A 26732-nucleotide genomic window follows, 5' to 3' on the forward strand; every position below is an offset into this window, starting at 1 on the left:
CGCAGACTAGCAGAGGGCCGCCGCGCGCGCAGGGCTCAGCGCCGGGGCGGGGTCACGGGGCCGCTGGAGGTCGAGGACGGCGACGTGGAGGTGTCCCGGAGCATAGTCAGGCGGCCCCCGAGCAGCGCTTCCCCATCTGGAGCCGAGGCCTGGAAGGTGCCCTCGTAGCGGTCACCTGAGAACCGGCCGCTGAGCTCCAGGTTCAACTCGTCGTCGCCGCTGCTCAGCCCGATCTTAAACTGCCCTGCCGAGCTGCCCAGAAGCCAGCCACGCAGGTCGTCGTCACCGGTGCCGCTGCCACTCAGGCCGCCCTCGCCGTCGTCATAGACCGAAAAGCGCATCTCGACCGGGCCGTTGGGGGTGTCAAAACGGGCCGCCCAGGTGCCAGTGGCTGTCCAGGGCGCCGGGGTGATGAGCGCTGCGGGCGAGGCCGGAGTTACCGCAGGCCGAACTGAGCTGATGGAGGGCGCTGGCAGCACCGGAGCGGCCGGTTTGGCCGTCTCAGCCGGGCGGCGGCTGTAGGCCTGCCGGACACTGCGGGCGTTCAGGGTCAGCGTGCCGCCCGCTAGGGTAAAGGTGCCCTGGTAGGGGGCCTGCTTGACCGTTTCGCGCGTGCCTTCAAACCGCTTGCAGCCTGCATTGAGGCGGCCCGGCGAGACGCCGATACGTTTCTGGGCAGCGCCCGGCTGAAAACTGAGTTTGTTGCCCGTCACCTGGTATTTGCCGCTCTCGGTGAAGACATTGAGCGTCTCGCAGGTCACGAGGTAGCTGCCGAAATAGCCGGGAATGTAGCTCAGTTGCAGGTCGGTCAGCGCATAGGTGCCGTCCGGGCGCAGCAGGAGGCGGGTAGACGAGGACTGCGCGCCCTCGGCGTCCTTGTCATAGATATTGGCCGGGTAAGCGGTGCCGATCAGCCATTCGCCCGTGAGGGCCGCCGGGGCCGCCGCCAGCGTAGCGGAAGTCAGAGAAAAGATGGAAAGGAACAGGAAAGCAGAATGACGAAGCATAAATCAGTCCTTGGGAGGCGCCCACCGTGCGGCGGGCCAGAGAGGGCCGGGGGTCAGGGAGAAACACAGACCTCCCTAAACCCCATGAAACAAGCGGCGAAAGCTCAGCGCAGGAACGCCTGTTTCACGGCGTCCATCAGGGGGTCGCGCTGGCCGGCGGGATTGCTGGGGATATACCCCTCGTTGATGTTCCAGATGATGGCGCCGCCCAGACCCTGTTCACGCACGTACTGGCCCTTGAGGGCGATGCTCTGCGGGTCTTCGTAGGAAACGAAGGTGCAGCCCCTGGGTCCAGTGGGCGAAGCGGCACTCAGGTAAGGCACCCCGGCCGCGCTGTCCCAGTGCGCCGTCATCTGGCCCTGGTACTGCGTGACGATGTTGGCGTAGCTCATGGCGTTGTCGTCGGCCACCAGCGTCATGCTCGCCGCACTCTGGCGGGGACCCGTGACGCCGCTGTAGCAGCTGCCAAAAAATCCGATTCCGGCGCCCAGCTTGCCCGCCGGCACCCCCGCCGCCAGGTAAGCCTTCACGCTGGACTCCAGACTGCTGGGGGTGGTGGGGGCCGCGCCAGTCAGGGCGCCCGAATGCCAGGACTGCCAGCCGCCCCAGACCCCGTTCATGGCGTAGCTCATGATGTTGACGCGGTCAAACTGGGCAGTCAGGTCCGCCGAAATCAGCCTGGCATCCCCCGGAAAATTGGCATTGACCCAGGCCACTGGCAGCGTGAGGATCAGCCCCGGCTGACCAGCCTTCAACTCGGCGGCCAGCGCTTTCAGGGGGGCGGCGTCCTTGGCCTTGATGGGTTCCCAGTCGAGGTCAATGCCGTCAAAGCCGTAGTCCCGCACCACCTGAAGCAGATTGGTCACAAACCGGGCGCGGTTGGCGTCCGACGCAGCCCCCACGAACGCGGCGTAAGCGCCCGCGCCGCCCAGCATCAGAATGGCCTTCTTGCCTTCCCGGTGGGTCCGGGCCACGACGCCTTTGGCCCACTGCGGGCCAGCCACGCTGTCAATGTCAAAGCGGGTGTTGACGGTGCCGTCGGCATTGGGCACAGCGCGGCCCACCACCAGATGGGTCAGGGCGTCCCACTTCACCGCGTCCAGGGGATAGCGGTCGCGCAGGTAGCCCACGTAATAGCCCATCACCCAGGGCTGGCCGGTGGTCGGCGGCACGGGGGTGGGCGGGACAGGACCAGGCGGAACGGGGGTGGGCGGCGTGGGCGCCGGGGTCGAGGTGGCCGCGCCACTGAACGTCAGAGTGCCAGGAGCCAGATTGGCCGTACCCGCTGGATATTTCGCGGTGAAGCCGAATGTCACCTGGCCCCCGGTGGGGATGGCCGCGTTATAGCTGGCGTTCGTGACCTTGACCTGCGCGCCGGTCTGCGTCAGGACACCGTTCCAGGAATTGGTGATGACCTGTGCACCCGGAAAGGTCCATTCCAGCGTCCAGCCTTTGATGGCGGGGCCGGTATTGGTGATGGTAACGCTGCCGGTAAAGCCCGTCTTCCAGTCGCTAGAAACGCTGTAGGCGACAGTGGCCGTGGCGGCGGTGGCCTGCGCCGCCACTTTCGGAGTGGCAGCTGGGCTGCTGGGGGCAGCGCAGGCGACGAGAGACAGCAGCAGCAGAGGAGCCAGACCCAGGGGAAAACGTAACATCTCAACCTCCGGTAGAAGACAGGGAAACAGGGAGCTTAGAAGGAGCAGGACGGGGTTCGAGCGTGGAGTGTGCAACTCAGTTCTGTTCCGTTTACAACTCAGAACAGACGGACTCTGTCCCAGGCCGAATCAGGCGGTGATACAGAAACAGCAGGGCGTCGTCGGGTTCCTGAAACTCGTGGTGGGTGCCGTTCATACACTCGATGCGGGCGCGCCAGAGCCGGTGTTCCGGCCCGGCGGGCCAGACCGACAGGCGGTAGCTGGCGCCGCCTGAGGCCTCGGCGGTGAGGTCATTCACGGCCGGCGTCCTAGAGCATTTGTCAAAAAGATGACATCTTTTTGACCGAGTGGAGCGAGTGAATTTCGCAGAGCAGGACGGAGAATGGAGCCGTCTGGGGTGCTCTTCTCCAGACGGCGGAATTCGGAGAACTGCTCTAGCGCCACAGCTCTAACTTCAGCGAGACGTTGGTCATGGGCGGCGTCAGGGTGATGCCGGTCTGTCCTTTGGCCGAGGCGGCGTCCACCCAGTCCCCTTCATCCGGCTCGCCATTGCCGTTGGTGTCTTCCCAGGCCAGCAGCTCGTAGGGGGTGGCCTCCAGACCATCAATGCTGAAACTCTGCTGGTGGCCTGTGCCCGAGAGGGTCACGAAGCGGATGCTGCCTTCATCGGCGCAGCCTAGGTCCACGCGGCAGGCAATCACCATGGCGCCCTTGAGGCTGTGGCCCTGAGGCGCGCTCAGCAGGCCCGTTACGCGCCGCACCTTCTGGTCGGCGGCCGTGCCACCCAGCAGGCGTGGCCGGTTGTAGAGGCTGTCTCTGGCCTCCCCCTTGGGGTCGCCCAGAGAGAGCGTCTCGCCGTTAATTTTCCAGGTAAAGACCGACGGGGTCAGCTTGTGGTTCTCGTACACCTTGCTGGGCGAGCAGTTGTAGCCCTTGTTGTGGGCTGTGGTCGGCGTGAAGGTCAGAATGTTGCCCTTCAGGGTGACCTTGCCCTTACTGGTGGTCAGCAGCTTGGACGTGCAGCCGTAGGTAGACACCACGATGATGCCGTTCCGCTCGTAGCTGCCGTCCGCCTTGATGCGGATAATTTCGCTGGTGCCGCTGCCCTCGGCGTACTTGCCGGTGCTGGGGTCGTAGTACTCGATGGGCGACACGTAGCCGTATTCCCATTGGCCTTGCAGGGCGGCCGGAACGGTGGCTGCGTGGGCCGAGGTGGAGGCGAGGGCGAACAGAAGGGAGAAGCAGAGGTTGGTTTTGGTGTTCATGGTAGGCTCCTTGACTTGGTCGCTTCGACCGTTGCCATCACCTTAGGAAGATCAGAGTGACAGCTGGGTGACAGGGGGTGACAGGGTCAGAACGGAGAGACGGGAGCACCGGGAAAGAGAGTGCAGACGAGGTTCGGCATGGCGGCTAGAAAGCTCCTTAGCGCCGCTGCACACGAGGTAGAGGGGGCCAGGTGACGTGTTAAGAGCAGAGCCTCAGAGCCGCTTAGGCTGTCCTCCTCAAGCGGCTTGGGGCAGGCAAGGCTCTGCCTCTCGCGGGCATGCCTCGTGAACCAACTACCTACTGGCCTGCAATCCAGAAGTGAATGGGCTCCCTCTGAGATCGGCCACCTAAGCAGGCTCGTTCGCCCCTCCCCTGCCGCCCAGACTCTCCAGAGCTGCTCCCAAACAGCGCGGAGGGCCTGAGTAATGGCGCCTCAGGCCCTCTTTGTCGAGTTATTCAGCGGGCCTGTGCCGCCCCTCGGGCTGGCCGTTATGGCGCTTCGATGCGGTGAATCGTCCAGGTGACGGTGCGCGTGGTGGGCAGGCCGTCCACCCGCAGCGTGAAAGTCTGCTGGCCGGTCAGGGTGGTCACGCCGTTTTGGGTACTCGCCTGGCCAGTCACCTTGAAGCCGCCCCAGCTGTGGGTGCGCTCGTTGGGCACGTCGCGGGCATCGCTGCGGTCGCCGTAAGGGTTGCAGCCGCCCTTGAAATAGGTGGTGGTCTTGATCTGCCCGGGCACCGCCCGGGTCTTGGCGCCGTACATGTACGAGAGGTTCAGGGTGTAGCTCCCGCCCGGTTCAAGCGTCAGGCCCAGCCGGTCGTCGCCGGCCACTTGGGCGCTGGAATCCTCCTTGGACGTATTTTTCTGAATGTTGGTGCGCTGGCTGCCATTGGCGCATTCCACGGCATAGGCCGCGTCATAGTTGATGTGGTGGGCGTAGTCGCTCTTGAAGGTTGCCTGCGCGTCCAGGGCGGCATTGTGGCTGTGTTCGCTGATGCCGCTGCCGCCCGTGATGGTGTAGACGGCCACCGCGTCGGCGGTTTCCAGATCGGTGCCGGCCGGTTTCTTGGTGGGGTCCAGCAGCACCGTCTCTTCCTTGCGGCGGTCCTGAACCGTGACCTTGCCGGTCCAGCAGGTGTCGCCCTGCACGTCCGAACAGGCCGGCGCCCAGTCCCGCACCTTGAGCGGCAGGGTTGAGGAGATGGGCCACATGCGGTACAGCAGTTCGGCGGGCATGCCCACCAGCCCGCCAAGGCCGCCCAGCCCCGTGCCCAGGGCGTCCACCAGATCAGCAGCCAGGGCCGCACTCTTGATGGTGGCCTGCACGGAGACCTCGCCCGTCTTCTCGACCGCCTTGGGCGCGTCGCCCAGGTCCTCTTTCTGCCGCAGGCCCTCGAAGTGCAGTTCGGCCACGCCCGCCGCATCGGTCTTGTCGTGCATCACTTCCTCGCCGGGGCGCGCGGCGACGACGCTGGTGTGCTGGTCGGCGTAGGAGCCGCTCCCCTGCGCCGCAAACACGCGCCAGCGCAGGTCAGCGCCCTCGACCGCGCCGGCGTTGGGCGCGCTGAAGTCCAGCCCGGCCACGTTAAAGGCCAGGCGAAAACAGTTGGCGTACTGCCAGTTGGCGCTCAGGTCATACCAGACCTTGGCGCGCGCCGTCACCACACCGTCGCCGTCGTGGACCGTGCTCTGGGTGCGCTGAAGGGTGTCAGTATCGGTGGTCAGGTCCAGCTGGAAACTCGCAAACGTCAGCGTGAACTTCAGGTAGCTGAGCAGGAGATTCGCGTTGCCCAGCAGCCCAGCGGCGGCGTCCACCGGACTTTCGCCCGGCGTGGCGCTCACCGAGTCCAGGTAGCCCAGCAGCTCACCGACCCCGGTGGTGATGACGCTGGCGGCGCCGTCCATGATGGTGCCTTCCGTGCCGCCGAAGGTGCAGGGCGGGGCGGCGTCCTGGGCGCGCAGCAGGGCGGGGGGCTGCGTGGGCACCGTGACGCCCCGGCTCTGGGCCAGACGCGCCAGCCCCCCCGACAGGCGCAGCAGCAGCAGGCTTTGCTGCGCCGCGTTCAGGGGGACCTGCTGCGGGGTCTGGCTGGTCAGCAGGTCGTTCGCCGGGCCACCCAGGGCCACCACGAAGCGCGACCAGAAGCGCACGGTCGGCACCGCACTGCCCACCCCCGCCCGCAGATCGGCCTGAATGAGCGCCGGGAGCCGCGCTGGGTCCGCCTGGGGCCAGACGGTCTGAAGGGTTTGCGCCAGGTCGCCCAGCGTGATGGCCCCGCCCTGGCCCTGAAGGTGGGCCAGCGCTTCGGGGTCGTCGGCCGCCAGGGCCAGACCCAGCGCCGGTTGCGCGGCGGGCCGCACCACCTCGCCGTTCAGGCGGCGCACGGCAATGCCCGCTTCGGCCAGGGCGTCGCGCAGCGCCGCCGGGTCACCGCTGGCGGCGCGCAGGGCCAGGGCGGCGGCCCGGCGGTCGAGCGCTGCCAGTTCATCTGGCGTGGCGACTGGCCCTGTGGGGGGCGTGCCTGGGGCAGGCGTGGGCGGGCCAGCGGGCGCAGATGGCGCTGAGCAGGCCGACAGCAGCAAGAGGGTCAGAAAAGAAATCCGGCGAACAGGCTGATGGAACATAGGTCTACCTCGGCCACGACGCTAATCAGCTGGGGATGACACCCCAGTGACAGGGAGGCCGCAGGCCCGGCGGCGCCGTGAGCGGCTTACAATCCTCATATGGCCCCTTTCAGCTCACCTGCCGGCCGGTGCGCCTGTGCCTGAGCAGGAGGCGCAGCTGTTCGCGGCCATGTTCCGGCGGTCGCCGATTGGCATGGCGCTGGTGTCGCCCGGTGGCCAGTTCATGACGGTCAACGAGGCGCTGTGCCGCATGCTGGGGTATACGGCCGAAGACCTGCTGAACCTGACCTTTCAGGACATCACCTTCCCCGATGACCTGAACAGCGATTTGCAGCTGCTGGGGCAGATGCTGGCCGGCGAGATTGACCAGTACGAGCTGCGCAAGCGCTACTGGCGCCAGGACGGCACCCTGGTCTGGACCCAGCTCAATGTCTCCCTGATTCTGAACGAGGACGGCGCGCCCGCTTTCTTCGTGTCACAGATTCAGGATATTGACGCTCAGGTCAAGGGTGAGACGCAGCTTCACGCCCTGAACGAGCGCCTGCAGCTGGCCCTGGAAGCCACCGAGGACGGCGTCTGGGACTGGCGGCCCCAGACAGGCGAACTGTTCGTATCTGAACGATTTGGGCGGATGCTGGGCCCCAGCGAACAGGCGCCGGCGACCCTGGACGCCTGGCTGGTCCGCGTGCATCCCGGCGACCTACCTGGGCTCCTCGCGGCCTACAGGGCCCATCTGGACAGCGGCGCGCCCCTGAATACCGAGTACCGGGCGCGGCAGACGGGCGGCGAGTGGCGCTGGTTTCAGCTGCGCGGCCGGGTCACCACCCGCGACGCCCAGGGCCGCCCCGAACGGGTTACCGGCACCCAGACCGACGTGACCGAGCGAGTTCGCGTGACCCAGGACCTCCAGATGGTCATGACCAATCTGCCGGCCCTGATCGGGTACTGGGACCGGGAGTTGCGAAACCGCTTTGCCAACCCGACCTACACCGACTGGTACGGCTTCGACCCGGCCGAGATGCGCGGGCGGCATATTCAGGAACTGATGAGCCCAGAGATCTACGCGCTCAACCTGCCGCTGATGCAGTTGGCCCTGGGCGGCGACCCGCAGCGGTTTGAAGGCACACTCGTCGATGTCAGCGGCCGCCGCCGCACCATCGAACTGTCGCTGGTCCCTGACGGGTCAGGCGAGGAAGTGCGCGGTTTCATTGCCCTGGGGATGGACATCACGGCCCGCAAGGCCGCCGAGCAGGCGCTGCTGGAACAGAAGGAACTGGCCAGGGTCACCCTGGCTTCTATCGGCGACGGCGTGGTCACCACAGATCCCCAGGGCCAGGTCACGTTTCTGAATGCCCCCGCCGAGCGCCTGACCGGCTGGACCCTGGCCGAGGCCCACAGCCGGCCCGTCGAAGAGGTCATGACGCTGCTGGAAGAAGACACGCTCACGGCGGTGCCCAATCCGCTGCGCCAGGTGCTGCGCGACCACCAGACACTCAGCCTGGCCCGGAACACCAACCTGCGCAGCCGCAGCGGCCAGATGTACAGCGTCGAGGATTCAGCGGCGCCGATTCTGAATGAGGCCGGCCAGCTGCTGGGCGCCGTCCTGGTGTTTCACGACGTTTCAGACACCCGCGCGATGGCCCGGCACATGAGCCACCTGGCCCAGCACGACTCGCTGACCGACCTGCCCAACCGGCTGCTGCTGCGCGACCGGGTGTCGCAGGCCATAGAACGCGCCCGGCGGCAGGGTGGGCGGTTTGCCGTGCTGTTTCTCGATATGGACCACTTCAAGAACGTGAACGATTCTCTGGGTCACCATGTCGGCGATGAGCTGCTGCAGTCCATTGCCGGACGCCTGCGCGCGGCGCTGCGGGCGTCAGATACGGTCAGCCGGCAGGGCGGCGACGAATTTATCGTGATGCTGCCCGACATCCGGGAAACGGCGGATGTTGAAACGGTACTCGGCAAATTGATGGAGGTCATCAGCGCGCCCTATCACCTGGCCGGCCACCGGGTTGACACCTCATTCAGCATTGGCGTCGCCCTCTATCCAGAAGACGGCGAGGACACCGACACCCTCCTGCAACATGCCGACGCCGCGATGTACCGCGCCAAGGATGAGGGCCGGGGCCGCCACCGCTTCTTTTCCCGGTCCATTCATGAGGCCAGTCTGGCCCGTCAACTTCTTCAGGCGGAGTTGCGCCGCGCCCTGGACCAGCGTCAGTTCAGTCTGGTGTATCAGCCCAAAGTGAACCTCTGGACGAGGCAGGTGCTGGGCGTCGAAGCGCTGCTGCGCTGGACGCGCCCGGATGGCCGGCCCATCTCGCCTCTGGAATTCATTCCGCTCGCCGAGGCCAGCGGCCTGATTGTGCCGCTGGGCGCCTGGGTGCTAGAAACAGCCTGTCAGCAGAGCCGCGCCTGGGCGCAGGCTTCGGGCGAAGAACTCGCCGTTTCGGTCAATATCTCAGCGGTTCAGTTTACGGACCCTGGGTTTGTGGACATGGTCGAGCGGTGCCTGCGCAACACGGGCCTGTCCCCCCGGCTGCTGGAACTGGAATTGACCGAAAGCATGCTCATCACCGATATCGCCCGCGTGCAGCAGACCTTGCGGGCGCTGCAGGCCCTGGAGGTGTGTGTCTCGATTGACGATTTCGGCACAGGCTATTCCAGCCTGAGCTACCTGCAAAACTTTCCGGTGCAGACCCTGAAGATAGACCGGTCCTTTCTGAAAACGGTGCCGGACGATCCACAGGCCTCGGCAGTGGTCGAAGCCGTGATTGCGCTGGGCCGCAGCCTGAATCTGGGCGTGATCGCCGAGGGCGTGGAAACCACGGAACAGGCGCGCTGCCTGCTGAATCTGGGCTGCGCGGCCATGCAGGGATATCTGTTTGGTCGGCCCATGGCGGCGCCAGAGCTGCTGGCCTGGGTCCAGGAGTGGCACAGAGGAGGCGACTCGTGGGAAGAGGCTTGAGCTGTCTCCCCTCTCGTCAGGCATAAACGTCGTCCCAGATGACTTTCTCAGCTCAAGCCCGGAACGGTAGTTCAGGTATGCAGCTGAGGAGTCACGACCTGGGCAAGCCCGGTGGGTCATGCCTGACGCCCGCATCAGCTGCGCCTCTTCAGGCCAACACCCCAGCGGCTGACCAGGGCCGTGGTGCTGAGAACACCCGCAGGACAGCTAGACTGGTCTGAAGTTCATTCGTTCGGCAGGGCACCCGATGGCCCTGTTCCTTCCCGCGAGGTGCCCCATGACGCAACTTCAACCCGGCGAGAAACGCAGGCTGTCCGACTTCTTCCCCGACTCGCGCTTGCGCATTCAGGTCACGCACGACCTGGCCCAGGCCGATGTTAGCCTCTTCGGTCTGGACCGCGAACGGAAGCTCCGCGACGACCGGTATTTCATCTTTTATAACCAGCTTCAGAGTCCTGGGCGCGAGGTCACGCTGAACCTTGAGGGCGGCCGCGCCACCTTCGACCTTGACCTCTCGGCGCTGCCGGCCAGCATTGAGCGGCTGGTGTTCGTGATTTCGCATGACCAGCGGCCCATGAGCCAGCTGGGCCAGCTGCGCTTGAGCGTTCAGACGGCCCAGGGCAGCGAACAGGCCGTCATTCCCCTGAACGGCACCCTCTTTACCGCCGAGCGAGCCCTGATGATTGCTGAACTCTACCGGCACGCTGGAGAGTGGCGGCTGGGCAGCGTCGCGCAGGGATTTCAGGGCGGCCTGGATTCACTCCTGACCTACTTTGGCGGTCAGGCGGTGGAGAATCAGAGCCCCCAGCCCCCAGCCCCCTCGGTGCCAGCACCCGCCCCGGCGCCAGCCTGGACCGACCCGGCGCCTGTCCCTCCCCCAGCGCCGCCGCCCGCGTCAGGCGGGTCCAGTGGGGCGGGGGGCCTGGGCACCAGCATCTCGGACTTTCTGCGGAGCAGTGCGGAGCAGGACCGGCCCGGCGACGTGTTCGAGCTGGAGTCGAGCAAGATGCTGGAGGTCAAGGTCAACGGGCGGGTCTGGAGCAAACTTGGGGCAATGATTGCCTACAAAGGCCGCCTCGACTTTCAGCGGGCCAGCACCCTCAGTGACCTGATGGGCGGCATGCGCTCGGGGGGGAACCGCATGGGCGCGCTGCTGGGCGCCGCCATGCGGATGGGCAGCGGCGAGATGGGGCCGCTGGTCAGCATCCAGGGACAGGGGGTGTGCTACCTCGCCGATCAGGGCAAGGAAATCTCCATCATTCGGCTCCAGGGCGATACCCTGAACATCAACGGCAAGAGCCTGCTGGCGTTTGAAGACACCGTGACCCACGAGATCACCATGCAGCGCTCTATGGCGGGAATGGTGGCGGGGGGCCTCTTTAGTGTGCAGGTGCGCGGCAACGGTCTGGTCGCCATCCTGAGCCACGGGCAGCCACTGACCCTGCGCGTCACGCCCCAGGAACCGGTGTTCACCGACCCCAACGCCACCATTGCCTGGAGCGACCACCTGCGGCCCGACCTGCGCGTCAGTCAGGACTTGCGGTCAATGTTTGGGCGTGGCGGCGGCGAAACCCTTCAGATGGCTTTTCAGGGCAACGGCTTTGTGGTTGTGCAGCCTTACGAAGAGGCGGCCGCGATGGAACACCTCCCGAACCATTAGCGGCGATGAGGGCCGACAGCGGTCGTCTGCCGTTTGTTACAGGCTCTCCGGCTTTTCGACAGAGCCGCGCAGCAACCCCAGAGTGACCTCATTGAGGGGCTCTGGGGTTCGCCTTGCAGTTTAGCCAGCGTCTCCTCTCTTTTTAAGTTCACTGCTGGCGCTTCATGGGCGAGCAGAAGGAATGAACTGGGCCTGGGCTATGGCGTGTAGGCAAAGAGATATAGACAGTTGGCATGCAACCATCAAGGTATGGAGCCTTGGATGGTCACGAGGATTGAGACACTCGAAGGGCAGTACGGCACAGTCCCGCCGCCATGGGTAGTGTTTCCGAATGAGCATCTTTACAGCATGTGCTGGCGGATGGGTGGCGGAGAAGAGTTCATCATGGTGTGGTGGCCGTGGTGGAGAAGCCAAGCACTGGACGAAGCGGCACGAATCGAATATTTTCGGCAGTTTCCACCAGAGCCAAGATGGCTTGATTGGATGTTGGACGCCATCTGGGATCTCCCTTTGCCTGAAGGAGATGACGAGGAGGAACTGTTGGATCGAACGCCCTATTTCTTGAAGGCAGAGACTCTTGGTTTTGGAAGTCGTGAAGCTTACGAGCAAGACTTACAGGACCCTCGCCCCTAATCTTTACCTTTCGCCGTCAAGAACACCCTCGCCCAGCCGCCGAATCGGCGCCCACCGCCAAGCCAAGCTGGGCCGCTCCTTTATTTGGGCGCGCGCCGCCGGGCGTGTTGTTCAGCCAGCACCTTTCCAGCTTCCAGCAGTTGACATTTCAGGGGTTCAAGGTCATGCACCATCATGGACCGGACGAGGGCCAGCTGCTCTCCGCTGAGGTGGGCCTGCACACCTTCTGGGGTGGTCTGGATTCGCCGGGCGCCCAGGCCAGCCAGCAGCCCACTCACCAGCAGCTGCTCTAGCTCGCCCTGCACCCTGAGGAGCCGCTGTGGATGGGTCGCCAGCCACAGCGCTTGCCGCACCGCCTCGTGGGTGCGCGCAGCGATGCTGCCCCCGAAGTCAGAGAGCGCGGCAGGCGTTACCTGCGCCGCCGCCCCCAGGTACGCCTGTTCATCAGCGCCGTCCAGGTGGGCCCAGGTGGCGGCGCGGGTCTGGGCCAGCAGGGTCAGGTCCAGAACCTCGACCACCCGGGCGATTTCTGCGGCTGTTAGAGACGGATCGTCGACAAGGTGACCCAACGCCTCGTCCTGCTCATCAGTACCAAGTTTTGCCAGATACAGCTGCGCTTCCCGGATACTGGCCAGCACCGACAGGTCCTGCGTGACTGGCAGGCCAGGGTCAATGTCGTATAGCGTCAGGTCGTGGGTCTGAAGATGGGTCAGCAGCAGGCGGGCCGCATTGCTGCGCTCGCCGCCCACCCCACGGCGGGCGAGTTGCAGCAGTTTGAGGGCGCGCGTGCGCAGAGGGTGGTCAGCCGCGAGGGTCCGGGTCATCGGATGGCTTCCAGGGAAACGAGATTCAGGGGAACTGACCAGGGCAGCGAGCCTGCAAGGACGACGTTCAGGCTCAGACCATCAGGGCGCCTCAGGATGCTTCTGCTTTGCAGAGCTAACCGAGGAGCACCGCCAAGACCGCTGGGGCCGGCCCAGCACCAAGCAGTCTCCCCAAGAAACAGCAGGGCCGTCACCCTTTCCACCACAACATCGTCCTCACGTCTCGACAGGCCTCCGCAGGCACAAGAAAAAGCCTCTGGGGCCACAGGGGCCTCCAGAGGCAGCATAGCAGTGCGCGCGGCTCAGTCGGCCTGAGGTCGGCCACCATTTTCAAGGGCGTCGCGCCGGTTGGCCCGCAGCGACGAGAAGATAGACCAGACGATGAAGCCTACGCCAATCAGACCCGTGACCACTTCCGGCACATGCAGGTTCCGGTTGGTGCTCAGCAGCATGATGATGGCCAGCGCCAGGATGCCGTAGTGGGCGCCGTGTTCCAGGTAACGGTATTCGGCCAGCGTGCCTTTGTGAACCAGAAACAGCGTCAGCGAACGCACGAACACCGCGCCGATGGCCAGACCCGCCGCGATAATCACGACGACCTTGGTGATGGCGAACGCGCCGATCACGCCGTCCAGCGAGAAGCTAGCGTCCAGCACTTCCAGGTACAGGAAGGCCGACAGGCCCGCCGCACCAGCCTTGGCGGCCATGTCATCGGCATCGAACAGGTTGCCGATGGCGTTCATGGCCAGGTACAGCGCCAGACCAATCAGGCCGGCCATCAGGGCCGTGGTCTGTTCTGCGGGCGCCACCATGAACTTCGTGACCAGCATCAGCGCGATGACCGTCACAACCACCTGAATGGTGTCCAGTTTGCCGATGCCCGCCAGACGGCGCTCGAAACCGCCCAGCCAGTGCACGTCCTTTTCCGGGTCGATCAGGTAGTTCAGGGCGACCAGCAGCAGGAAGACGCCGCCGAAGGCGCTGATGGCCACCTCGGCGCGCTCCAGGTATTCCGCGTAGCGTTCCGAATCATTCAGGGCCAGGTTGGCCACTTCACCAAAGCCCAGGCCGGAGGTCAGCGCCACGATCAGGATGGGGAAAATAAGGCGCATCCCCACCACGGCAATCAGGATGCCCCAGACCAGAAAGCGGTCCTGCCACTTCTTGGTCATGTTTTTGAGGACCGAAGCGTTGACCACCGCGTTGTCGAAGCTGAGGCTGACTTCCATCACGCCCAGCACGAGCGCGATAAACAGGTAGTTCAGGGCCGTCCCGATACCGCCGGTCTGAAGGCCATACACGAAGGCCAGGATCAGAGAGACGAAGGTGACGCCAAAGGCAAAAATAAATTCTCGGTTGATCATGGTGTCCTTTGATAAAGGGGCCTCCCAGTCCCCAGGAGGGGCCGCCGGGAGGCGTGAAGAGTCAGGTGAAAAGAGGGTTAGACGTTCACGCCGTAGCCGCGGGCCATCGGGCCCAGGCCGCCAGCAAAGCCCTGACCCACCGCGCGGAACTTCCACTCGTTGTTGTGGCGGTAGACCTCACCAAAGACGACTGCCGTTTCGGTGCTGAAGTCCTCGCCCAGGTCGTAGCGGGTGATCTCGCGGCCCGTGGCCTCATCCACAATGCGGATAAAGGCGCCGCCCACCTGCCCAAAGTTCTGGCGCCGGGCGTCGGCCTCATCAATGGTCACGCCCACAACGATCTTGCTGATGTCCTGCGGCACGCGGCTCAGGTCAACCTTGATGGTTTCGTCGTCGCCCTCGCCCTGCCCGGTGCGGTTGTCGCCGGTGTGCTCCACGCTGCCGTCCTGACTGCGCAGCTGGTTGTAGAAGATGAAATCGTGGTCGCCGCGCACCCGGCCGCTGGCATTGAGCAAAAAGGCGCTGGCGTCCAGGTCAAACTGCTGACCGTCACTGACGCGCGGGTCCCAGCCCAGGCCAACCAGAATGCGGGTGAGGTTCGGGGCTTCCTTACTCAGCGAGATGTTGCCGCCTTTCGACAGGGAGAGTGCCATGGGGTCCTCCGGGGACAGGAATGAGGCGAAGGGAACTGGGGCGCGCAGCAACCAGGGGCTAGAGTTCGGCCGCTGGGCGCTTACAGGTGGGCGCGCATGTCGGGCAGGTTGTCGTGGTAGGTGCGCCCCGAAGCCGGCGCGCCGATGGCCTTGAAGGTCCAGTCCGTGCCTTCACGCTTCAGGCTGGCCATGATCAGGCCGTTGTGGTCCCCCTGGCCGGCGAGTTCGTAGCGGGCCAGTTCCTTTTCGCCCTGCTCGTTGATCAGCCGGCAGTACGCCGTCTCGATGCGGTTAAAGCTCTGGCCGCTGTAGTTGTTGACGCTCAGAATGACCGTCACCACGTTCTGTGGCAGCCGGTTGAGATGAATGGTGATGGTTTCATCGTCGCCCGCGCCGTCGCCGGTGCGGTTGTCGCCGCTGTGACGCACCGAGCCGTCCTTGCTCTGTAGTTGGCGAAACCAGACCTGATCCACCAGGGTGCCCGAGGCGTCAAACATCAGGGCGTTGGCATCGAGGTCAACCGCCTCGCGCCCCGCCCCGAAGCCCAGCAGGCCCTTTTTCTTGATGCCTTCCCAGCCCACGCCCATTCGGACCGCCGTGAGGGTGGTGCCGCTGGTCTTCGCCAGACTGATTTGCTCGCCTTTTTTCAAACTTAATGCCATATCGCGTCTCCTTGAACAGAATCTACTTGCTGCCGGCCACCCAGTTAAACCCGAAGCCGTAGTGCTCGTCACAGTCCTGGTGGCCAAAGAAGTACCGCTCCTCTTTGGTCACGCGAATATCGCCGCCGATGTTCTCGATCAGGGCGATGCCGCAGAAGGTGCGCTGAATGTCCGGGTTACTCAGGTGCATCAGGATTTCATTGTCCTGGGTGTCCTTGAGTGACAGCCGGGCCCCGACCTGAGTAAAGTCGTTCGTACCTTCATAGATGCAGGCAAACACCAGCACGGTATGAATCAGGTCGGGCCGGAAGATGGTGAGGTTCTCCCCGTCAGTGGCCGCGCCGGTGCGGTCGTCTTTGTCGAGCAGGATGTGCGGCGACAGGCGCTCGGACCCAAAGCGGTTACCCAGGGCCTGAATGACGCTGCGGGTGCCGTCGTTGAGCAGGAACATGCAGCCCAGGTCAAGGTCGGCTGACGCTGCTGCCCGCCCCAGCAACCCGCCCCGCTTGCCCCCACGGTCCCAGTTCAGGTTCACGCGAATGGGCTCGGCGTGACCAGACTTCTTGAGCGAAATGCGGGTGCTTTCGCCCTTTTTCTCCAGCGTGACCTTTTTGAGGTTGAGGGGTGGAGCGCTGGGGGCGGGCGCCGCTGCCGGCGCTAGGGGTGGTGAGGGCGGCGGCGCGCTGGGCGCTGGGCGGTCCGAGACGGTTCCGCCGTAATGCTTGACCAGCGCGTCCAGGCCCCCATTGAAGCCCTGCCCCACCGCCCCGACCCGCCACATGTCCTTGAAGTAGATGTCAAGCAGCATGACGGCCCGCTCCTGCTGGAAGTCCCGCCCAGTCACGCGGTAGGTGGCCACCGGCTGACCTCCGGCCGAGAGGGTGATTTCTGCATGGTCAATCTGCCCAAACGTCCCTGCGTCCACCGAAGCCGTCAGGCTCAGGCGCCGGACGCTCTGAGGCAGCCGGGTCAGGTCAATCTGAAAGACCTTTTCGCCCCGCACGCCGCTGTGCATCTGCACGGCCCCTTCCGGGGTGGCCGGCTGGTTATAGAACACCAGATACCGGTCGTCGCTCAGTTTGCCCGCCGGGTCCAGCCCGAACAGGCTCAGGTCGTAGTCGGCCGCTGGCCCAGTCACCCGGACCGACAGGGTCAGGATCTGGTGAGAGGTAAGCTGGTTCAGAGGGGATTTCTGGCCGGTTTGAAAGGTCAGCATGGAGGGCGAAGCACCACCTTGAGAAAGAGGTCGAAGAGAGGCTGAAGGCTGGGGTGAGGCAGGGCCCCGCGTCATCGTAGTGTGCGCGCGGGCCCGGTGTGCCCGATGTTGCCCTAGCGGCGTGAAGGCAAGATGCCCGCGCGCTGGGCGCCGAGCTGCCAGCTGTCCAGTTCGTGAACCAGCAGGTCAAACAGTTCGGCGTCGGGCACGCGGACCGGGGCTCTGACCTTGAAAAAGTCGGCATTGTCAACCGCACGCCCGGTCAGGTCGTCCAGCTTCTCCAGAAAGTCGAAGTTCACGCGGCCCTCTTCGATGCCCATGAACTTCCAGAAAATCGGCTTGCGGGACAGGTCGCGCATGAGCTTCACCACGTTATTCGGGTTGCTGGTGCCGCCGTCGGTGATGAACAGCACCAGCGTGGGCAGATCGCCGCCTTCTTTCTGGACATCTTCCTGAATCAGCTTCATGACGGGGCCGTAGTGGGTGCCGCCTTCCAGGCGCACCCGCATGTTGGCCACGAAATCCTGGGCATTGTCCAGGCTGAGAGAGCCCTTGCGGTGGGCCTTGATGCCAAAGAGATACACCTCGACCTCGCCGTCGTCGTCCAGCCGAGCCGCAAGCGCCAGGGCGCGGTTGGCCAGGGCCTGCACGCTGCCGCTGCGGTATTCCTCCTGCATACTCGCGCTGATATCCAGCACCAGTTTGACGCGGTAGCGGGCCTCATCCAGCCCGCGTTTGGCCAGACTGACAGACGCGGCTTTGATCAGACTGACCAGCCCAGGCTGCGTCTGTTCGGCTTTGTCGAGCAGCACCTGCTGACGCTGCTTGATCAGACTGACGGGCGTCGGGGTAACAGGCGTAGGGGGCGCCGGCGCCGTCTCTTCGGCCACTTCTCCGCCAAAATGCTGCACCAGGTCGCCCAGGCCGCCGTTAAACCCCTGGGCGACCGTGGCCAGCCGCCAGGCGCCGTCCTTGCGGTAAAAGCGCACGAGCATCACCGCTTTCTCGTCTTTCAGGGCAGGCCGGGCGTCGAAGGCGTGCCCCCCCAGGTCCACGCTCAGGGTAGACGCCGCACTCAGCGGGAGGGTGGCGTGCGTGGCGGTCAGGTAGACCTCGTCAATGTTCGGTCCCAGCCCCTTCAGATCCAGGGTGAACTGCTGGGGGCTGAGCTGCTTGAGCGCCCCATCAGGCGACTGCGGCTGGTTGTAAAAGACCATCCAGCGGTCGTCTTTCAGCTGGCCGTCCAGCAGGCCAAACAGGGTGAAATCTGTGTCCGGAAGGTCACAGGTGACCGTCAGGGGGAAAGCGCCGTCCAGGCCCAACTGGGCCAGGGGCAAACGCTGACCGGCAACAAGTGTGGTCATGAACGCTCCTCATAGGGATTTTGCTTCGTTTCAGCGGAGTGCCGGCAGACACCGCCTCCGCTTCCATACCGCAAAATCCGTCCTTTCTCCTCCGGTCGGCTAAGCCACAGAAAACTGCCAGGGCTCAGCAGAGGCCGTGTCAAGGACCACGGCGCCGCCAGAGAGGACAAAACGGGCGCTGCATTCGTCGCACGAACGCAGCGCCCGCTGGAAAGACAGGTCAGCCGACGTTGACGCCGTAGTTGCCCGCCAGCGCGGCCAGGCCACCGGCGTAGCCCTGTCCGATGGCCTTGAACTTCCAGTCGGCCCCGTTGCGGTACAGCTCTCCGAAGATCATGGCTGTTTCCGTGGAGTAGTCCTCAGACAGGTCGTAGCGGGCAATTTCTTTGTCGTCAGCCGCGTTGATCACGCGGATGAAGGCGTTTTGCACCTGCCCGAAGCTCTGCCTGCGGGCGTCGGCCTCATGGATGGTCACGCCGAAGGCGATGCGCTGCACGTCGGCCGGCACGCCCGCAATCTTGACCTCGACGCTCTCGTCGTCGCCCTCGCCCTGCCCGGAGCGGTTGTCGCCGTTGTGGGTAACGCTGCCGTCTGCGGAGGTTTTGTTGTTATAGAAGATGAAATCCGAGTCACCGCGCACCTTGCCCTGGTCGTTGAGCAGAAACACGCTGCCGTCCAGGTCGAACTCGGTGCCGTCGGTCACGCGGGGGTCCCACCCCAGGCCGATACGCACGGCGGTGAGGCCGGGGGCTTCTTTGCTGAGGGACACGTTGCCGCCTTTGGAAAGGGATACGGGCATGGCAGAACTCCTTATCGAGAGAGGGTGAAAGGCCGCTGGGCGTCTCCCGAGCTTACAGGTCGAATTCGGCGGGGTCGAGTTTCAGGGCGTGGACCAGTTCGCGCACGACCTTCTGCTCGTGCTCGTCAAAGGTGCCGTCCGCATTGCCGATCACGATGGCCAGCTGAATCACGGCGCGGGCTTCTTCGGGCTTTTTAATCTTGCCGACCACCTGCATGAGTTCGATCTTGCCAAAATCGAAATCGGTGTCCAGCTTGCCGCAGTACTCGTCGTAGCGGGTGCGGAGCTTGTTGGTGTCAAATGCCTTGAGCTTGTCGCTGGACATGATGAAACCGGCGGTCTTGCGGCGCTCCTCGGGGCTGACCGAGCCGTCGGCCGCACTGATCAGGGCGCAGGCCGCCATGGTGGCGTCGGCAAACCCGGCGTTCTGAAAGCGGGCCACATTCTGCTGCGCCAGGTCCGAGCCGTCTTGAGCCAGCTTCTTGAGTTTATTCAGGAATCCCATGGTGATGCCTCCTCAGGGGGTGGGCCGCCTGACGGCGACCCGGAGCTTCATTATGTCGGCGTGCTGGTGAGCAGGAGCCATATTTGCCCCGGCGTTTCCGGGCGCCTAGGTCAATGCTTTCTTTAGACCGCGCCGAGCGACGGCAGGTAATGCAGGGCGTCGCCGGGTGTGGGGGGCAGGAGGCCATACAGGGCCGCGCGCTCGGTAATGTCCTGTGCCCAGCGGCGGTGCGTGGCGGGTTCACACATGCGGCCGTTCATCTGAAACACCGCTGGGGCGTCGGGCGCAAGAATCGCCTGCGCCTCCTCAAGCTCCTGGGCCGGTACCCGGTAGCCGCCCAGCACGGTGGGCAGCTGCACCGGATGAATGATGGTCTTGCCCGACAATCCGTATTCCAGGTCCTGCCGGACCTCGCGGGCCAGCGTGGCGAGGTCACTGAAGACCTCGTACACCGGCGAGGACAGCTGGAATCCGTAGGGGCGGAAGATGCCCAGCAGCATGCTGACGCTGCGTTCCAGTGGACCCTCGTAGAGGGTGCGGCCCGGTGTGCGGCGCACGCCCAGCACGTTCATCAGGTCGTTGCCCCCAATCCGCAGGCCCTCGACCTGCCCCTGCCAGGCTTCCTGAAAGATGAGGTCGCGCAGCACCATCATGCGGTGTTCGCTCAGGGCCTCGCGCGTCTCCAGGGTGAGCTGCGCGGCGTGGGTGGAGGGCAGTACGTCCATGTACGCGCGCAGGTTGCCGTCGTGAACTTTGGGCAGGATAAAGCCGTGGACGCGCGACAGGTCGTGCCGGACCAGTTCGGCCAGAATCTCGGGGGACCGCACCCGCAGGTACAGGCGGCAGGTAAAGGGCTCTGCATGCTCCAGCTGCCGCAGGATGTTCTGGACAGCGGCGCCGACCTCGGTGTCGCGGATGGCGTCTTCGGTGCACCAGACGTGGTTGGTCAGGCCGGGATATTTGCCCGCGCTGATGGCCGCCAGCGCTGGATGTGTGGCGGGGGTATACAGGGTAATGCCAAGGTGGGCCATGGGCAGTCCTTATCGAATGAGGGCACAGGCCTGATAGGGCAGGTCGGCGTGGACGTGGACGGGCACAGCGCAGGCGTGGGCATGGGTTTCCAGGTGCTGGGTGTCCGGGTGACCCGTCTGACGGAGCAGCAGCCCTGCCGGCGCGCGGCGCAGCAGCACGCGGGAAGCCTCACCAACGCTGGGCTTGATGCGGTGCGGCTCTGTCACACCATACTGGGCCGCCACGCCCTGTGTGGCCGCAAAAGGGTTCACCGGACGCAGGCCGGGCTCTGTGAGCACCGGCACAGCCTGACTGACGGCGTCCAGATAGGCGCAGGTGCGGTCATGGGGCTGTAGCCCCGCTTCGACCCGCACCGCGTGACGCCCGGCACCTTCCAGAAAGGTGCGGGACAGCAGGCCGCAGACTGTGGCATTCAGCAGGGCGTGCGGCAGCAAAACGTCCTGAAAGGTCCCCGCGTAGGTGCTGACCCCGGCCGGGTCGCTCAGCACGGCCAGCCGGGCGCCGGGGACGCTGCGGTCCAGCGCTCCTCGGATGCTGCCCTTGCCGGTCCAGCCGTCCACGAAGATGACTTCACGGTCCGGGTGGGCCGCCAGGATTTCGCGGTAGGCCACGAGGTCCAGCCCCTCGTCGCGCATGATGCTGAGGCTGTGGTGCGGCCAGTCGAGCCCCTGCCGGGCGGCTGCGCGGCGCAGGAGTGCCCCGGCGGGGGTGCCGCCGCGCGCCAGCGAGACGAGCAGCGGCTGGCTGTGGTGCGCGGCAATCTGCGCGGTGACGCGGGCCACCAGCCCGGCCGTGCGGGGCGCCAGGAGGGGCAAGAGCTGGTCGAACGCTGCCCCCCAGACGGGCGCCGCCTCCGGGGTCAGGAGCCTGGCGTACGATGTCCCTTCACGCAGCAGCCGCTCTTTTTCAGTCACACTGACGAGCTGAGGCAGGCCTTCGTTCAGGTGGAAGACCACGTCCTCCGGCGGAAAGGTATGGTTCACAGGTGGGCTCCGTCCGGGTCAAAGGCGCGGTCCAGCTGCGTGCCGGTGGGGGTCAGCCAGAACTGGCACGTCCGCATGAACGGCAGATCAGAGAGGCTGTCACCCAGCCCCAGGGTCAGCAGGTGCGCCGGGTAGCGCGCGCGCACGAAGGCCACCGCCGCTGCCTTGGTCACCCCCGCGTGTAACAGGCTGATGTGGGACGGGTTGGCGATCACGGTCAGGCCGGGCAGGCCCAGCGCCCGAACCGCGTGATATGCCGCCCGCAGGTCACCCCGCTGGGGGTGCTTGAGGACGTGCATATAGGCCGCCCTGTCTACCTCGTGGGTGCTGAGCGTGCACTCGTGCTGCGCGGCCAGCGCGCCCAGCGCGGCCTGCACCCGGAGAACTGCCCCGTCGGCCAGCAGCGTCTGGATGCGTGCCGCCCACTCGGCACTGACCTGGCCGTCCGGCTCTAGAACAGTGGCCCCGTGGTCGCAAATCACCTCTGCGGCAAACAGCAGTTGCACCCTGGCCACGGCGGCGGGCGTGCGGCCCGTGACCGGAATCAGGCAGCCTCCAGCCGCTTGCAAAACGTCTATGAGCTGCCGCTGCGGGCCGGTCGTGTAGCTCTGGCGGGCCGCCACGGTATGGTGCGCGGCCAGCGCCAGATCGGCGTCCGGGGGACACTTGGCCTGCGTCTGAAACAGGGTGTCGTCCAGATCACTGAAGGCGAGAAAGGCTGGCGTCACAGCATCACACTCCGGGCGTGTGGGCCGAGGAGTCCCAGCATCTCAGGCACCTCGCAGCCGGGCTCATGCACCACGAGAATGTCGCTGTACTCGGCCGGGTCAACGTTGTAGAGATAATTGGGCATGCCGTCGCCATAGTTGTCGGTGAATGTCAGCTTGTGCCGCATCGCCAGGCCCGGCAGCACCGGCGAGCGGGTGGTGGCGCTGAACACCACACTGGCCACCTGAGGGAACAGGTGCTGCGCCAGGGCAAACGCCGGGTACTGGTGCTCGCCGGTGCCCAGCACCAGCAGCCGGGCCTGCGGGGTGAGGCCCAGGGCCTCTAGCCTGGGCAGGGTCAGAGGCCGGCTGGCCGTGCGCCTGGACTGCCCCAGATGGGGCCTCACCTGCGAACTGGTGACCTGCACAGGCGGCGTCACAGGCGGCTGCCAGGCCGGGTTCGGGGTGAACTGGTACTGCCCCTGCGTGAGGCTGACGAGCTGAAGCTGCGGGGTCAGGCGCGCCTGCAGGGCCTGGGGGTCTGCCCAGCTGGTCAGGCAGACCAGAATGACCCGCTCGGTCTGCGGGAAGCGCGCACACCACGCCTGAGCGAGGTTGGTCAGCGTGGTGCCGGTGGTGATTTCATCGTCAACTAGGACCAGGTCGCGGGCTGCGCCGGCCTCGCCTTCCGGCTGGTGCAGGATGTGGGCGGGGGCATGCGAATGCGGCTCGTCAAAGCACAGCAGCACCGGCTCGCCTGTCAGGTAGCGGGTGGTGTGCTGATAGGTGCCCGGCTGGTCGGGGTGCGCAGCCTGCCAGGCGGCGTAAACCCCCTCGGCCAGCCCAGTGGCCGTTTCGGCCAGGCCAATGAAGTGGGGCCGGCGCAGGGACGGTAGGGCCGCCGCCAGGGCCTGGTGACTCCAGGCCGCCACCTCAGGAGAGACCGGAATGTGCTTGCCCAGCACCTTGCTGACAAAGAGAAAGCCGCGCTTGGGGTTTTCCCGGACGGCGTAGGCGACGAGGTCTGAGAGTGGCCGCTGCTCGTGGTCCAGCGTCAGGTGCAGGGTGCCGCTGGGCAGTGTGATGTGGTGGTCAGAGGACTGGGACATGGTGAAGGGCCTTACGCCCGGCGGGCGTGCTTGTCCTCCCGGACATGAATGGTCTGGGTGGGGGTCAGGACCTCTGGGCGCTGGACACCACTCAGGGCGTCAAACAGCAGCCCTGGCAGGTTAACGCCGGACGCCAGGGCGTTGCGGATGCCGCCCGAGGCGCGGGTGTTGATTTCCAGTAGATGCGGCACCCCTGCGCGGTCGTCACGGGTCTGGAAATTGAACAGGCCGCTCAGGTGATAGCGGTGCGCCATTTCGCGGGCCACCTCGACCAGATCGGGGCGGGGCTCGATAATCTGTTCCTGCCGGACTTTGCGGCGGACCACGCACCCCAGCAGGTCGCCGTGCAGGGCGGCGCAGTCCACGCTGCGCTCGTCGCCTTCCAGGGTGTGCATCAGCAGGTATTCGGGCCACGTGTCGGCGGCGGCGATCATTTCCCGGGCAGCGGCTGTACTCATCTCGTACAGCTGGCCCTTAAGAAAACTATTCACGCGCGGTACGTCATTCAGAATCCGGAAGCCACTGGCGTAAATGCCCTCGGTGGGTTTCATGCACAGTCGCACGCCCGCCTGGGTCAGTGCCGCGCGGCCCGCATCGAACTCGTCCAGGGTCTGGAACATCACCCAGCGCGGCAGCGGGAGAAGGGCCTCGGGCCAATCGGCCATGAACCGCCCCTTGTTGTTAATCAGGCGCAGGGTCTCTGGGGCCGCCGGCACGACCGCCTGCGGAAAACGCTCTGGCTGCTCGGCGAACTGCTCGGCCAGCTTGCCTGGCAGGAACGCGTCAATGCGCAGCACGCGCAGCAGGTCTTCAATGTAGTCCAGGTAAGGCTCTGACTCGATATTTTTCGGCTCCAGCAGGGTGGTCATGCCGCATTCGCGCGCGGCGTCCAGCATGGCGTGATGGGGGTCAGTATGCGACACGACGACCTCATGGCCGCTGTACTGAAGTGCGCGCAGCTGGTCGGCGGTGCCCGTGAAATTCTTGTTGAAATAAACCTTCATGGTATCTCCGGAACGTAAAACGGCAGGCGAAAGCCTGGGGTGTGAAGACCGACTTCGGGAGAGCCGCCGGCGAGAACGGCTCCCTCCGAGCGGCCCTGGACAGCTGTGCAGCACAGGGGGCATGTTAGTAAACCCGTTCTGGGCTGCGGGCCTGACAGACCGAAGCCGTCTGACACGCCCAGGCCGTCCGCTCTCGGGTTAAATTGGCGTCCTGTGCGCTGGGGAGGGCCTCAGACCACAGCGGCCCTGACGCGGCTCAGGCCAGGCTGCTCACGGCGATATGGGTCGGGGTCAGAAAGACCTGACCGGGGCCGTCCAGGGTGTACACCAGCCCTTCGCCGCTGCGCAGAGAATTGCGCAGACCGCGCACCAGCGGCCCCAGCCGGGGATTCATGGTGGCGGTGTACATCAGCATCATGTCGCCGTCCACGGTGACGGTTTCACCTGGGGGCACGTCCAGCATCTCGATTTCGTGCACGCTGACCGGGGACTCGATGACCAGGAGGCCGCGGCCGTCCAGGCGGGGCTGCATGAGCCCGTTGCCGCTGAGCGCCCCCTGCACTTTGCTGTGCTGGTGGGTGCTGAGCCGCAGCGTGCCCTGCGCGGCGTAGTAGGCCTTATCGTCCACCAGCATGCTGTCGCCACTTTCCATGTTGGCAAAGACAAAGTGCTTGTGGGTGGGTTCCGTCCAGACCTCGCCGGTGCCCGAGACGCGGGTGCCGTAGGCCGATTCGCCGGTGCCCGCGCTGCGCATGGCGCGGCCAAGGAAGCCGCCCGCCTGGCCCGGCTGCTGCTGAATCACCTCGTATTTCAGGCGGCCGTGGGCGTACGAGAGGATGCCCGGCTCCAGAACCACACTGTCTTCCTGAAGCGTGAACTTGATCTGGCGCTGGCCGGTGTCGGCATAAATCTCTCGGAAGGTGGGTTCCTGCCCAGCAGCCCCCTGAATCAGCTGAGAGCTAACCTTGCAGATCGCATACAGTTCGGCCGTCAGACCGCCGTTCTGTTCCCTACTGAGCGCAATGCGGTAACTCATGTCCCTAGAGTAAGTGAGGGTGAGCGGCTTGTGCGGAGATCTGAGCTGCGCCCTGCGGTCAGGAAGGCCGCAGAGGCCTCAGCACCGGGTTTAAGCAGGCTGATGACCTGTAGGGACAAGCCCTTTGACCCCAGCTCACATCTTCTGTCACAGGGGTCGCACGAGAGTTGGAACAGAATTTCCCGCTAACGGTTCATCAGCAAGGAAGTGACCTTCTACATGGGCGTCGAATCCCTGTCGCCTCAGGCAGGTGGCTCAACAAGCCAGCTGGAGGAAGAATATAGAGTCTGCGGTCGCAGGGCTAAAGTTCCTCATCGGGTAGGACCCGGCGTACGAAGCGGGTGAGCACCTGCTCGTAGCGCTCCGGATTGATGTTCCAGGGCCGGACGTGCTCTGCCCCCTCGAAACGGTGGTACTCCACGATGTCGGGCCGGGCATGGGCCAGCCGTTCCACATGCGCCACGGGCACCGTGCGGTCCGCGCTGCCGTGAAACAGCAGCATCGGGGTGGTGAAGCGGTACATGACGCTGTGGTGGTCGATGGCGTCGAAGTCCTGCCCGCTCTTGAACACCGTCAGCCACTCCACCAGTCCAGCGAGGGGCAGCAGACGGTAGCGCCGGGCGTAGTGGCGAATCAGGGAGCGCCACTCCAGCGGCGGCGAGTCCAGAATCACGCCGCGAATTAGGGGAGCCAGGGCGCTGTAGCGCAAAAAGGCCAGTGTAATTCCGCCTCCCATGCTAAAGCCCATCAGCAGCACGCGGCGCGCGCCGTGCTCACGGGCGTACCGTACCGCCGCCTCCAGGTCCTGCCACTCCTCGGCGCTGAGGCGGTACACGCCCTGCCGGGTGCGGGGCGCGCCGTGGGCGTTGCGGTAGGTGATGGTCAGGCTCGACAACCCCAGCCGGGCGAAGGTGGGCAGAATGCGCAGGGCGTCCTGCCGCAGGCCCTTGTAGCCGTGGGTCACGATCACCCAGTCGGTGCCCGCCGCCCCACCGCCCGGGCCTCCGGGCACCAGCCAGGCGGGCATGAGGCCGTGTTCTGCCGGAACGAGCACGTCCTCGTATGGCAGGCCGCGCGAGGCAGGGGTGCCCAAGCCCACCGTGCTGGGCCGCACCTCCTGACCTGGGAGCAGCGCCGCTTCCTGCCACTCCACGGCGCGGGTGACGGTGCGCCGGGTCTGCTCCAGTGTGGGTCCGAGTTGGGCAAGGAACCGGACGCCTGCAGGATCGTCCCACTCCAGCCCCAGGACCCCGGGACGAATGGTGGCCGGGTTGCGGGTCAGAAGGAGTCTGGGGGGCTGCCCATCATCCAGAACGCCGAGTACACGGGTTCGGGGTACGCGGCGACGCACCGCCGGAGCCCACACGAGGGCATCAGCGAAGTGCCAGCCCGTGCTGAGCAGCCCGGTCACCGCCACACCCAGTCCCAGCAGGACCCAGGGCAGACGTGAACGGCGGCGCGGCGTGGCAGAAGGCGGAAGACTCACTCCAAAACGTTGACATATGCCCACAGCATCGGTCATTCCCTTTTTTCTTCATCGGCTTGTGTTCGGGTTTCTCAGTGCACCCTGCGATGAAGGTTCAACCAGGCAGCGATACCGACAGTTCGGTCCTTGACCCGGCTCTGGAAGTCGGCTTCACGGTCGGCATGAACTGAC

General features: G+C 65.3%; 23 protein-coding genes. 3 read left to right on the forward strand and 20 right to left on the reverse strand.

Annotation, left to right across the window (positions count from 1 at the left end):
- Positions 1 to 35: 35 nt before the first annotated feature.
- The 5 genes from K7W42_RS02620 to K7W42_RS02640 form a co-directional block, all read right to left on the reverse strand.
- Positions 36 to 1007 (reverse strand): hypothetical protein, encoded by a 972-nt coding sequence (locus K7W42_RS02620; RefSeq protein ID WP_224572009.1) that lies wholly within the window; start codon positions 1005 to 1007, stop codon positions 36 to 38.
- Positions 1008 to 1111: 104 nt separating this feature from the next.
- Entirely contained in the window at positions 1112 to 2662 is a 1551-nt protein-coding gene (locus tag K7W42_RS02625) for a glycosyl hydrolase family 18 protein (RefSeq protein ID WP_224572010.1), read from the reverse strand.
- A gap of 91 nt (positions 2663 to 2753) precedes the next feature.
- Complete coding sequence (locus K7W42_RS02630) at positions 2754 to 2960, reverse strand: hypothetical protein (protein WP_224572011.1); 207 nt, start codon at positions 2958 to 2960, stop codon at positions 2754 to 2756.
- A 136-nt stretch (positions 2961 to 3096) separates the two neighbouring features.
- On the reverse strand, positions 3097 to 3927 hold the full coding sequence (locus tag K7W42_RS02635) for a hypothetical protein (RefSeq protein WP_224572012.1): 831 nt from the start codon (positions 3925 to 3927) through the stop codon (positions 3097 to 3099).
- A 490-nt stretch (positions 3928 to 4417) separates the two neighbouring features.
- Positions 4418 to 6553, reverse strand: coding sequence for a hypothetical protein (locus K7W42_RS02640; protein ID WP_224572013.1), 2136 nt, complete (start codon positions 6551 to 6553; stop codon positions 4418 to 4420).
- A 136-nt stretch (positions 6554 to 6689) separates the two neighbouring features.
- Here K7W42_RS02640 and K7W42_RS02645 point away from each other — a divergent pair, with 136 nt between their 5' ends.
- From K7W42_RS02645 to K7W42_RS02660, 3 genes are all read left to right on the forward strand, one after another.
- Positions 6690 to 9524, forward strand: a complete 2835-nt coding sequence (locus K7W42_RS02645; protein ID WP_224572014.1) for a sensor domain-containing protein — start codon at positions 6690 to 6692, stop codon at positions 9522 to 9524.
- A gap of 277 nt (positions 9525 to 9801) precedes the next feature.
- Positions 9802 to 11184: an AIM24 family protein gene (locus tag K7W42_RS23170; protein WP_369411306.1), complete on the forward strand. Its 1383-nt coding sequence runs from the start codon at positions 9802 to 9804 to the stop codon at positions 11182 to 11184.
- A gap of 261 nt (positions 11185 to 11445) precedes the next feature.
- Entirely contained in the window at positions 11446 to 11817 is a 372-nt protein-coding gene (locus K7W42_RS02660; RefSeq protein WP_224572015.1) for a hypothetical protein, read from the forward strand.
- Positions 11818 to 11897: 80 nt separating this feature from the next.
- Here the strand turns inward: K7W42_RS02660 and K7W42_RS02665 are convergent, their stop codons facing one another.
- From K7W42_RS02665 to K7W42_RS02735, 15 genes are all read right to left on the reverse strand, one after another.
- The gene (locus tag K7W42_RS02665; RefSeq protein ID WP_224572016.1) at positions 11898 to 12641 is read right to left on the reverse strand and encodes a hypothetical protein; all 744 of its coding nucleotides are present in this window, start codon (positions 12639 to 12641) and stop codon (positions 11898 to 11900) included.
- A gap of 302 nt (positions 12642 to 12943) precedes the next feature.
- Positions 12944 to 14005, reverse strand: a complete 1062-nt coding sequence (locus K7W42_RS02670) for a DUF475 domain-containing protein (RefSeq protein ID WP_224572017.1) — start codon at positions 14003 to 14005, stop codon at positions 12944 to 12946.
- Between the two features lie 77 nt (positions 14006 to 14082).
- Positions 14083 to 14658 (reverse strand): TerD family protein, encoded by a 576-nt coding sequence (locus K7W42_RS02675; RefSeq protein WP_157459636.1) that lies wholly within the window; start codon positions 14656 to 14658, stop codon positions 14083 to 14085.
- Between the two features lie 80 nt (positions 14659 to 14738).
- Entirely contained in the window at positions 14739 to 15320 is a 582-nt protein-coding gene (locus K7W42_RS02680) for a TerD family protein (RefSeq protein ID WP_157459635.1), read from the reverse strand.
- A gap of 22 nt (positions 15321 to 15342) precedes the next feature.
- Complete coding sequence (locus K7W42_RS02685; RefSeq protein ID WP_224572018.1) at positions 15343 to 16536, reverse strand: TerD family protein; 1194 nt, start codon at positions 16534 to 16536, stop codon at positions 15343 to 15345.
- A 113-nt stretch (positions 16537 to 16649) separates the two neighbouring features.
- Positions 16650 to 17900, reverse strand: coding sequence for a VWA domain-containing protein (locus K7W42_RS02690; protein WP_224572020.1), 1251 nt, complete (start codon positions 17898 to 17900; stop codon positions 16650 to 16652).
- Between the two features lie 220 nt (positions 17901 to 18120).
- Positions 18121 to 18699 carry a TerD family protein gene (locus tag K7W42_RS02695; protein ID WP_157459632.1) on the reverse strand — a complete coding sequence of 193 codons (579 nt, stop codon included), beginning with the start codon at positions 18697 to 18699 and terminating at the stop codon, positions 18121 to 18123.
- A 52-nt stretch (positions 18700 to 18751) separates the two neighbouring features.
- Entirely contained in the window at positions 18752 to 19204 is a 453-nt protein-coding gene (locus K7W42_RS02700; RefSeq protein WP_157459631.1) for a tellurite resistance TerB family protein, read from the reverse strand.
- Positions 19205 to 19326: 122 nt separating this feature from the next.
- Positions 19327 to 20235: an HpcH/HpaI aldolase/citrate lyase family protein gene (locus K7W42_RS02705; RefSeq protein ID WP_157459630.1), complete on the reverse strand. Its 909-nt coding sequence runs from the start codon at positions 20233 to 20235 to the stop codon at positions 19327 to 19329.
- Positions 20236 to 20244: 9 nt separating this feature from the next.
- Positions 20245 to 21219 (reverse strand): cysteine protease StiP domain-containing protein, encoded by a 975-nt coding sequence (locus K7W42_RS23175; protein ID WP_224572022.1) that lies wholly within the window; start codon positions 21217 to 21219, stop codon positions 20245 to 20247.
- On the reverse strand, positions 21216 to 21947 hold the full coding sequence (locus K7W42_RS02715; protein WP_224572024.1) for an HAD family hydrolase: 732 nt from the start codon (positions 21945 to 21947) through the stop codon (positions 21216 to 21218). Before K7W42_RS02715 ends, K7W42_RS23175 begins: the two co-directional genes overlap by 4 nt.
- The gene (locus K7W42_RS02720; RefSeq protein WP_224572026.1) at positions 21944 to 23035 is read right to left on the reverse strand and encodes a phosphoribosyltransferase domain-containing protein; all 1092 of its coding nucleotides are present in this window, start codon (positions 23033 to 23035) and stop codon (positions 21944 to 21946) included. The genes K7W42_RS02715 and K7W42_RS02720 overlap by 4 nt, the downstream gene beginning before the upstream one ends.
- An 11-nt stretch (positions 23036 to 23046) precedes the next feature.
- Positions 23047 to 24039, reverse strand: a complete 993-nt coding sequence (locus tag K7W42_RS02725) for an ATP-grasp domain-containing protein (protein WP_224572029.1) — start codon at positions 24037 to 24039, stop codon at positions 23047 to 23049.
- A gap of 256 nt (positions 24040 to 24295) precedes the next feature.
- Positions 24296 to 25075 carry an AIM24 family protein gene (locus K7W42_RS02730; RefSeq protein ID WP_224572031.1) on the reverse strand — a complete coding sequence of 260 codons (780 nt, stop codon included), beginning with the start codon at positions 25073 to 25075 and terminating at the stop codon, positions 24296 to 24298.
- A gap of 301 nt (positions 25076 to 25376) precedes the next feature.
- Positions 25377 to 26561, reverse strand: coding sequence for an alpha/beta hydrolase (locus tag K7W42_RS02735; RefSeq protein ID WP_224572032.1), 1185 nt, complete (start codon positions 26559 to 26561; stop codon positions 25377 to 25379).
- Positions 26562 to 26732 lie beyond the last annotated feature (171 nt).

Source organism: Deinococcus betulae (assembly GCF_020166395.1).
Lineage (GTDB): Bacteria > Deinococcota > Deinococci > Deinococcales > Deinococcaceae > Deinococcus > Deinococcus betulae.

Excerpts from the sequence above, each read along its gene's own strand:
- K7W42_RS02620 (WP_224572009.1), bottom strand. The coding sequence starts at position 1,007 with ATGCTTCGTCATTCTGCTTTCCTGTTCCTTTCCATCTTTTCTCTGACT.
- K7W42_RS02625 (WP_224572010.1), bottom strand. The coding sequence starts at position 2,662 with ATGTTACGTTTTCCCCTGGGTCTGGCTCCTCTGCTGCTGCTGTCTCTC.
- K7W42_RS02635 (WP_224572012.1), bottom strand. The coding sequence starts at position 3,927 with ATGAACACCAAAACCAACCTCTGCTTCTCCCTTCTGTTCGCCCTCGCC.
- K7W42_RS02640 (WP_224572013.1), bottom strand. The coding sequence starts at position 6,553 with ATGTTCCATCAGCCTGTTCGCCGGATTTCTTTTCTGACCCTCTTGCTG.
- K7W42_RS23170 (WP_369411306.1), top strand. The coding sequence starts at position 9,802 with ATGACGCAACTTCAACCCGGCGAGAAACGCAGGCTGTCCGACTTCTTC.
- K7W42_RS02660 (WP_224572015.1), top strand. The coding sequence starts at position 11,446 with ATGGTCACGAGGATTGAGACACTCGAAGGGCAGTACGGCACAGTCCCG.
- K7W42_RS02665 (WP_224572016.1), bottom strand. The coding sequence starts at position 12,641 with ATGACCCGGACCCTCGCGGCTGACCACCCTCTGCGCACGCGCGCCCTC.
- K7W42_RS02670 (WP_224572017.1), bottom strand. The coding sequence starts at position 14,005 with ATGATCAACCGAGAATTTATTTTTGCCTTTGGCGTCACCTTCGTCTCT.
- K7W42_RS02675 (WP_157459636.1), bottom strand. The coding sequence starts at position 14,658 with ATGGCACTCTCCCTGTCGAAAGGCGGCAACATCTCGCTGAGTAAGGAA.
- K7W42_RS02680 (WP_157459635.1), bottom strand. The coding sequence starts at position 15,320 with ATGGCATTAAGTTTGAAAAAAGGCGAGCAAATCAGTCTGGCGAAGACC.
- K7W42_RS02685 (WP_224572018.1), bottom strand. The coding sequence starts at position 16,536 with ATGCTGACCTTTCAAACCGGCCAGAAATCCCCTCTGAACCAGCTTACC.
- K7W42_RS02690 (WP_224572020.1), bottom strand. The coding sequence starts at position 17,900 with ATGACCACACTTGTTGCCGGTCAGCGTTTGCCCCTGGCCCAGTTGGGC.
- K7W42_RS02695 (WP_157459632.1), bottom strand. The coding sequence starts at position 18,699 with ATGCCCGTATCCCTTTCCAAAGGCGGCAACGTGTCCCTCAGCAAAGAA.
- K7W42_RS02700 (WP_157459631.1), bottom strand. The coding sequence starts at position 19,204 with ATGGGATTCCTGAATAAACTCAAGAAGCTGGCTCAAGACGGCTCGGAC.
- K7W42_RS02705 (WP_157459630.1), bottom strand. The coding sequence starts at position 20,235 with ATGGCCCACCTTGGCATTACCCTGTATACCCCCGCCACACATCCAGCG.
- K7W42_RS02720 (WP_224572026.1), bottom strand. The coding sequence starts at position 23,035 with ATGTCCCAGTCCTCTGACCACCACATCACACTGCCCAGCGGCACCCTG.
- K7W42_RS02725 (WP_224572029.1), bottom strand. The coding sequence starts at position 24,039 with ATGAAGGTTTATTTCAACAAGAATTTCACGGGCACCGCCGACCAGCTG.
- K7W42_RS02730 (WP_224572031.1), bottom strand. The coding sequence starts at position 25,075 with ATGAGTTACCGCATTGCGCTCAGTAGGGAACAGAACGGCGGTCTGACG.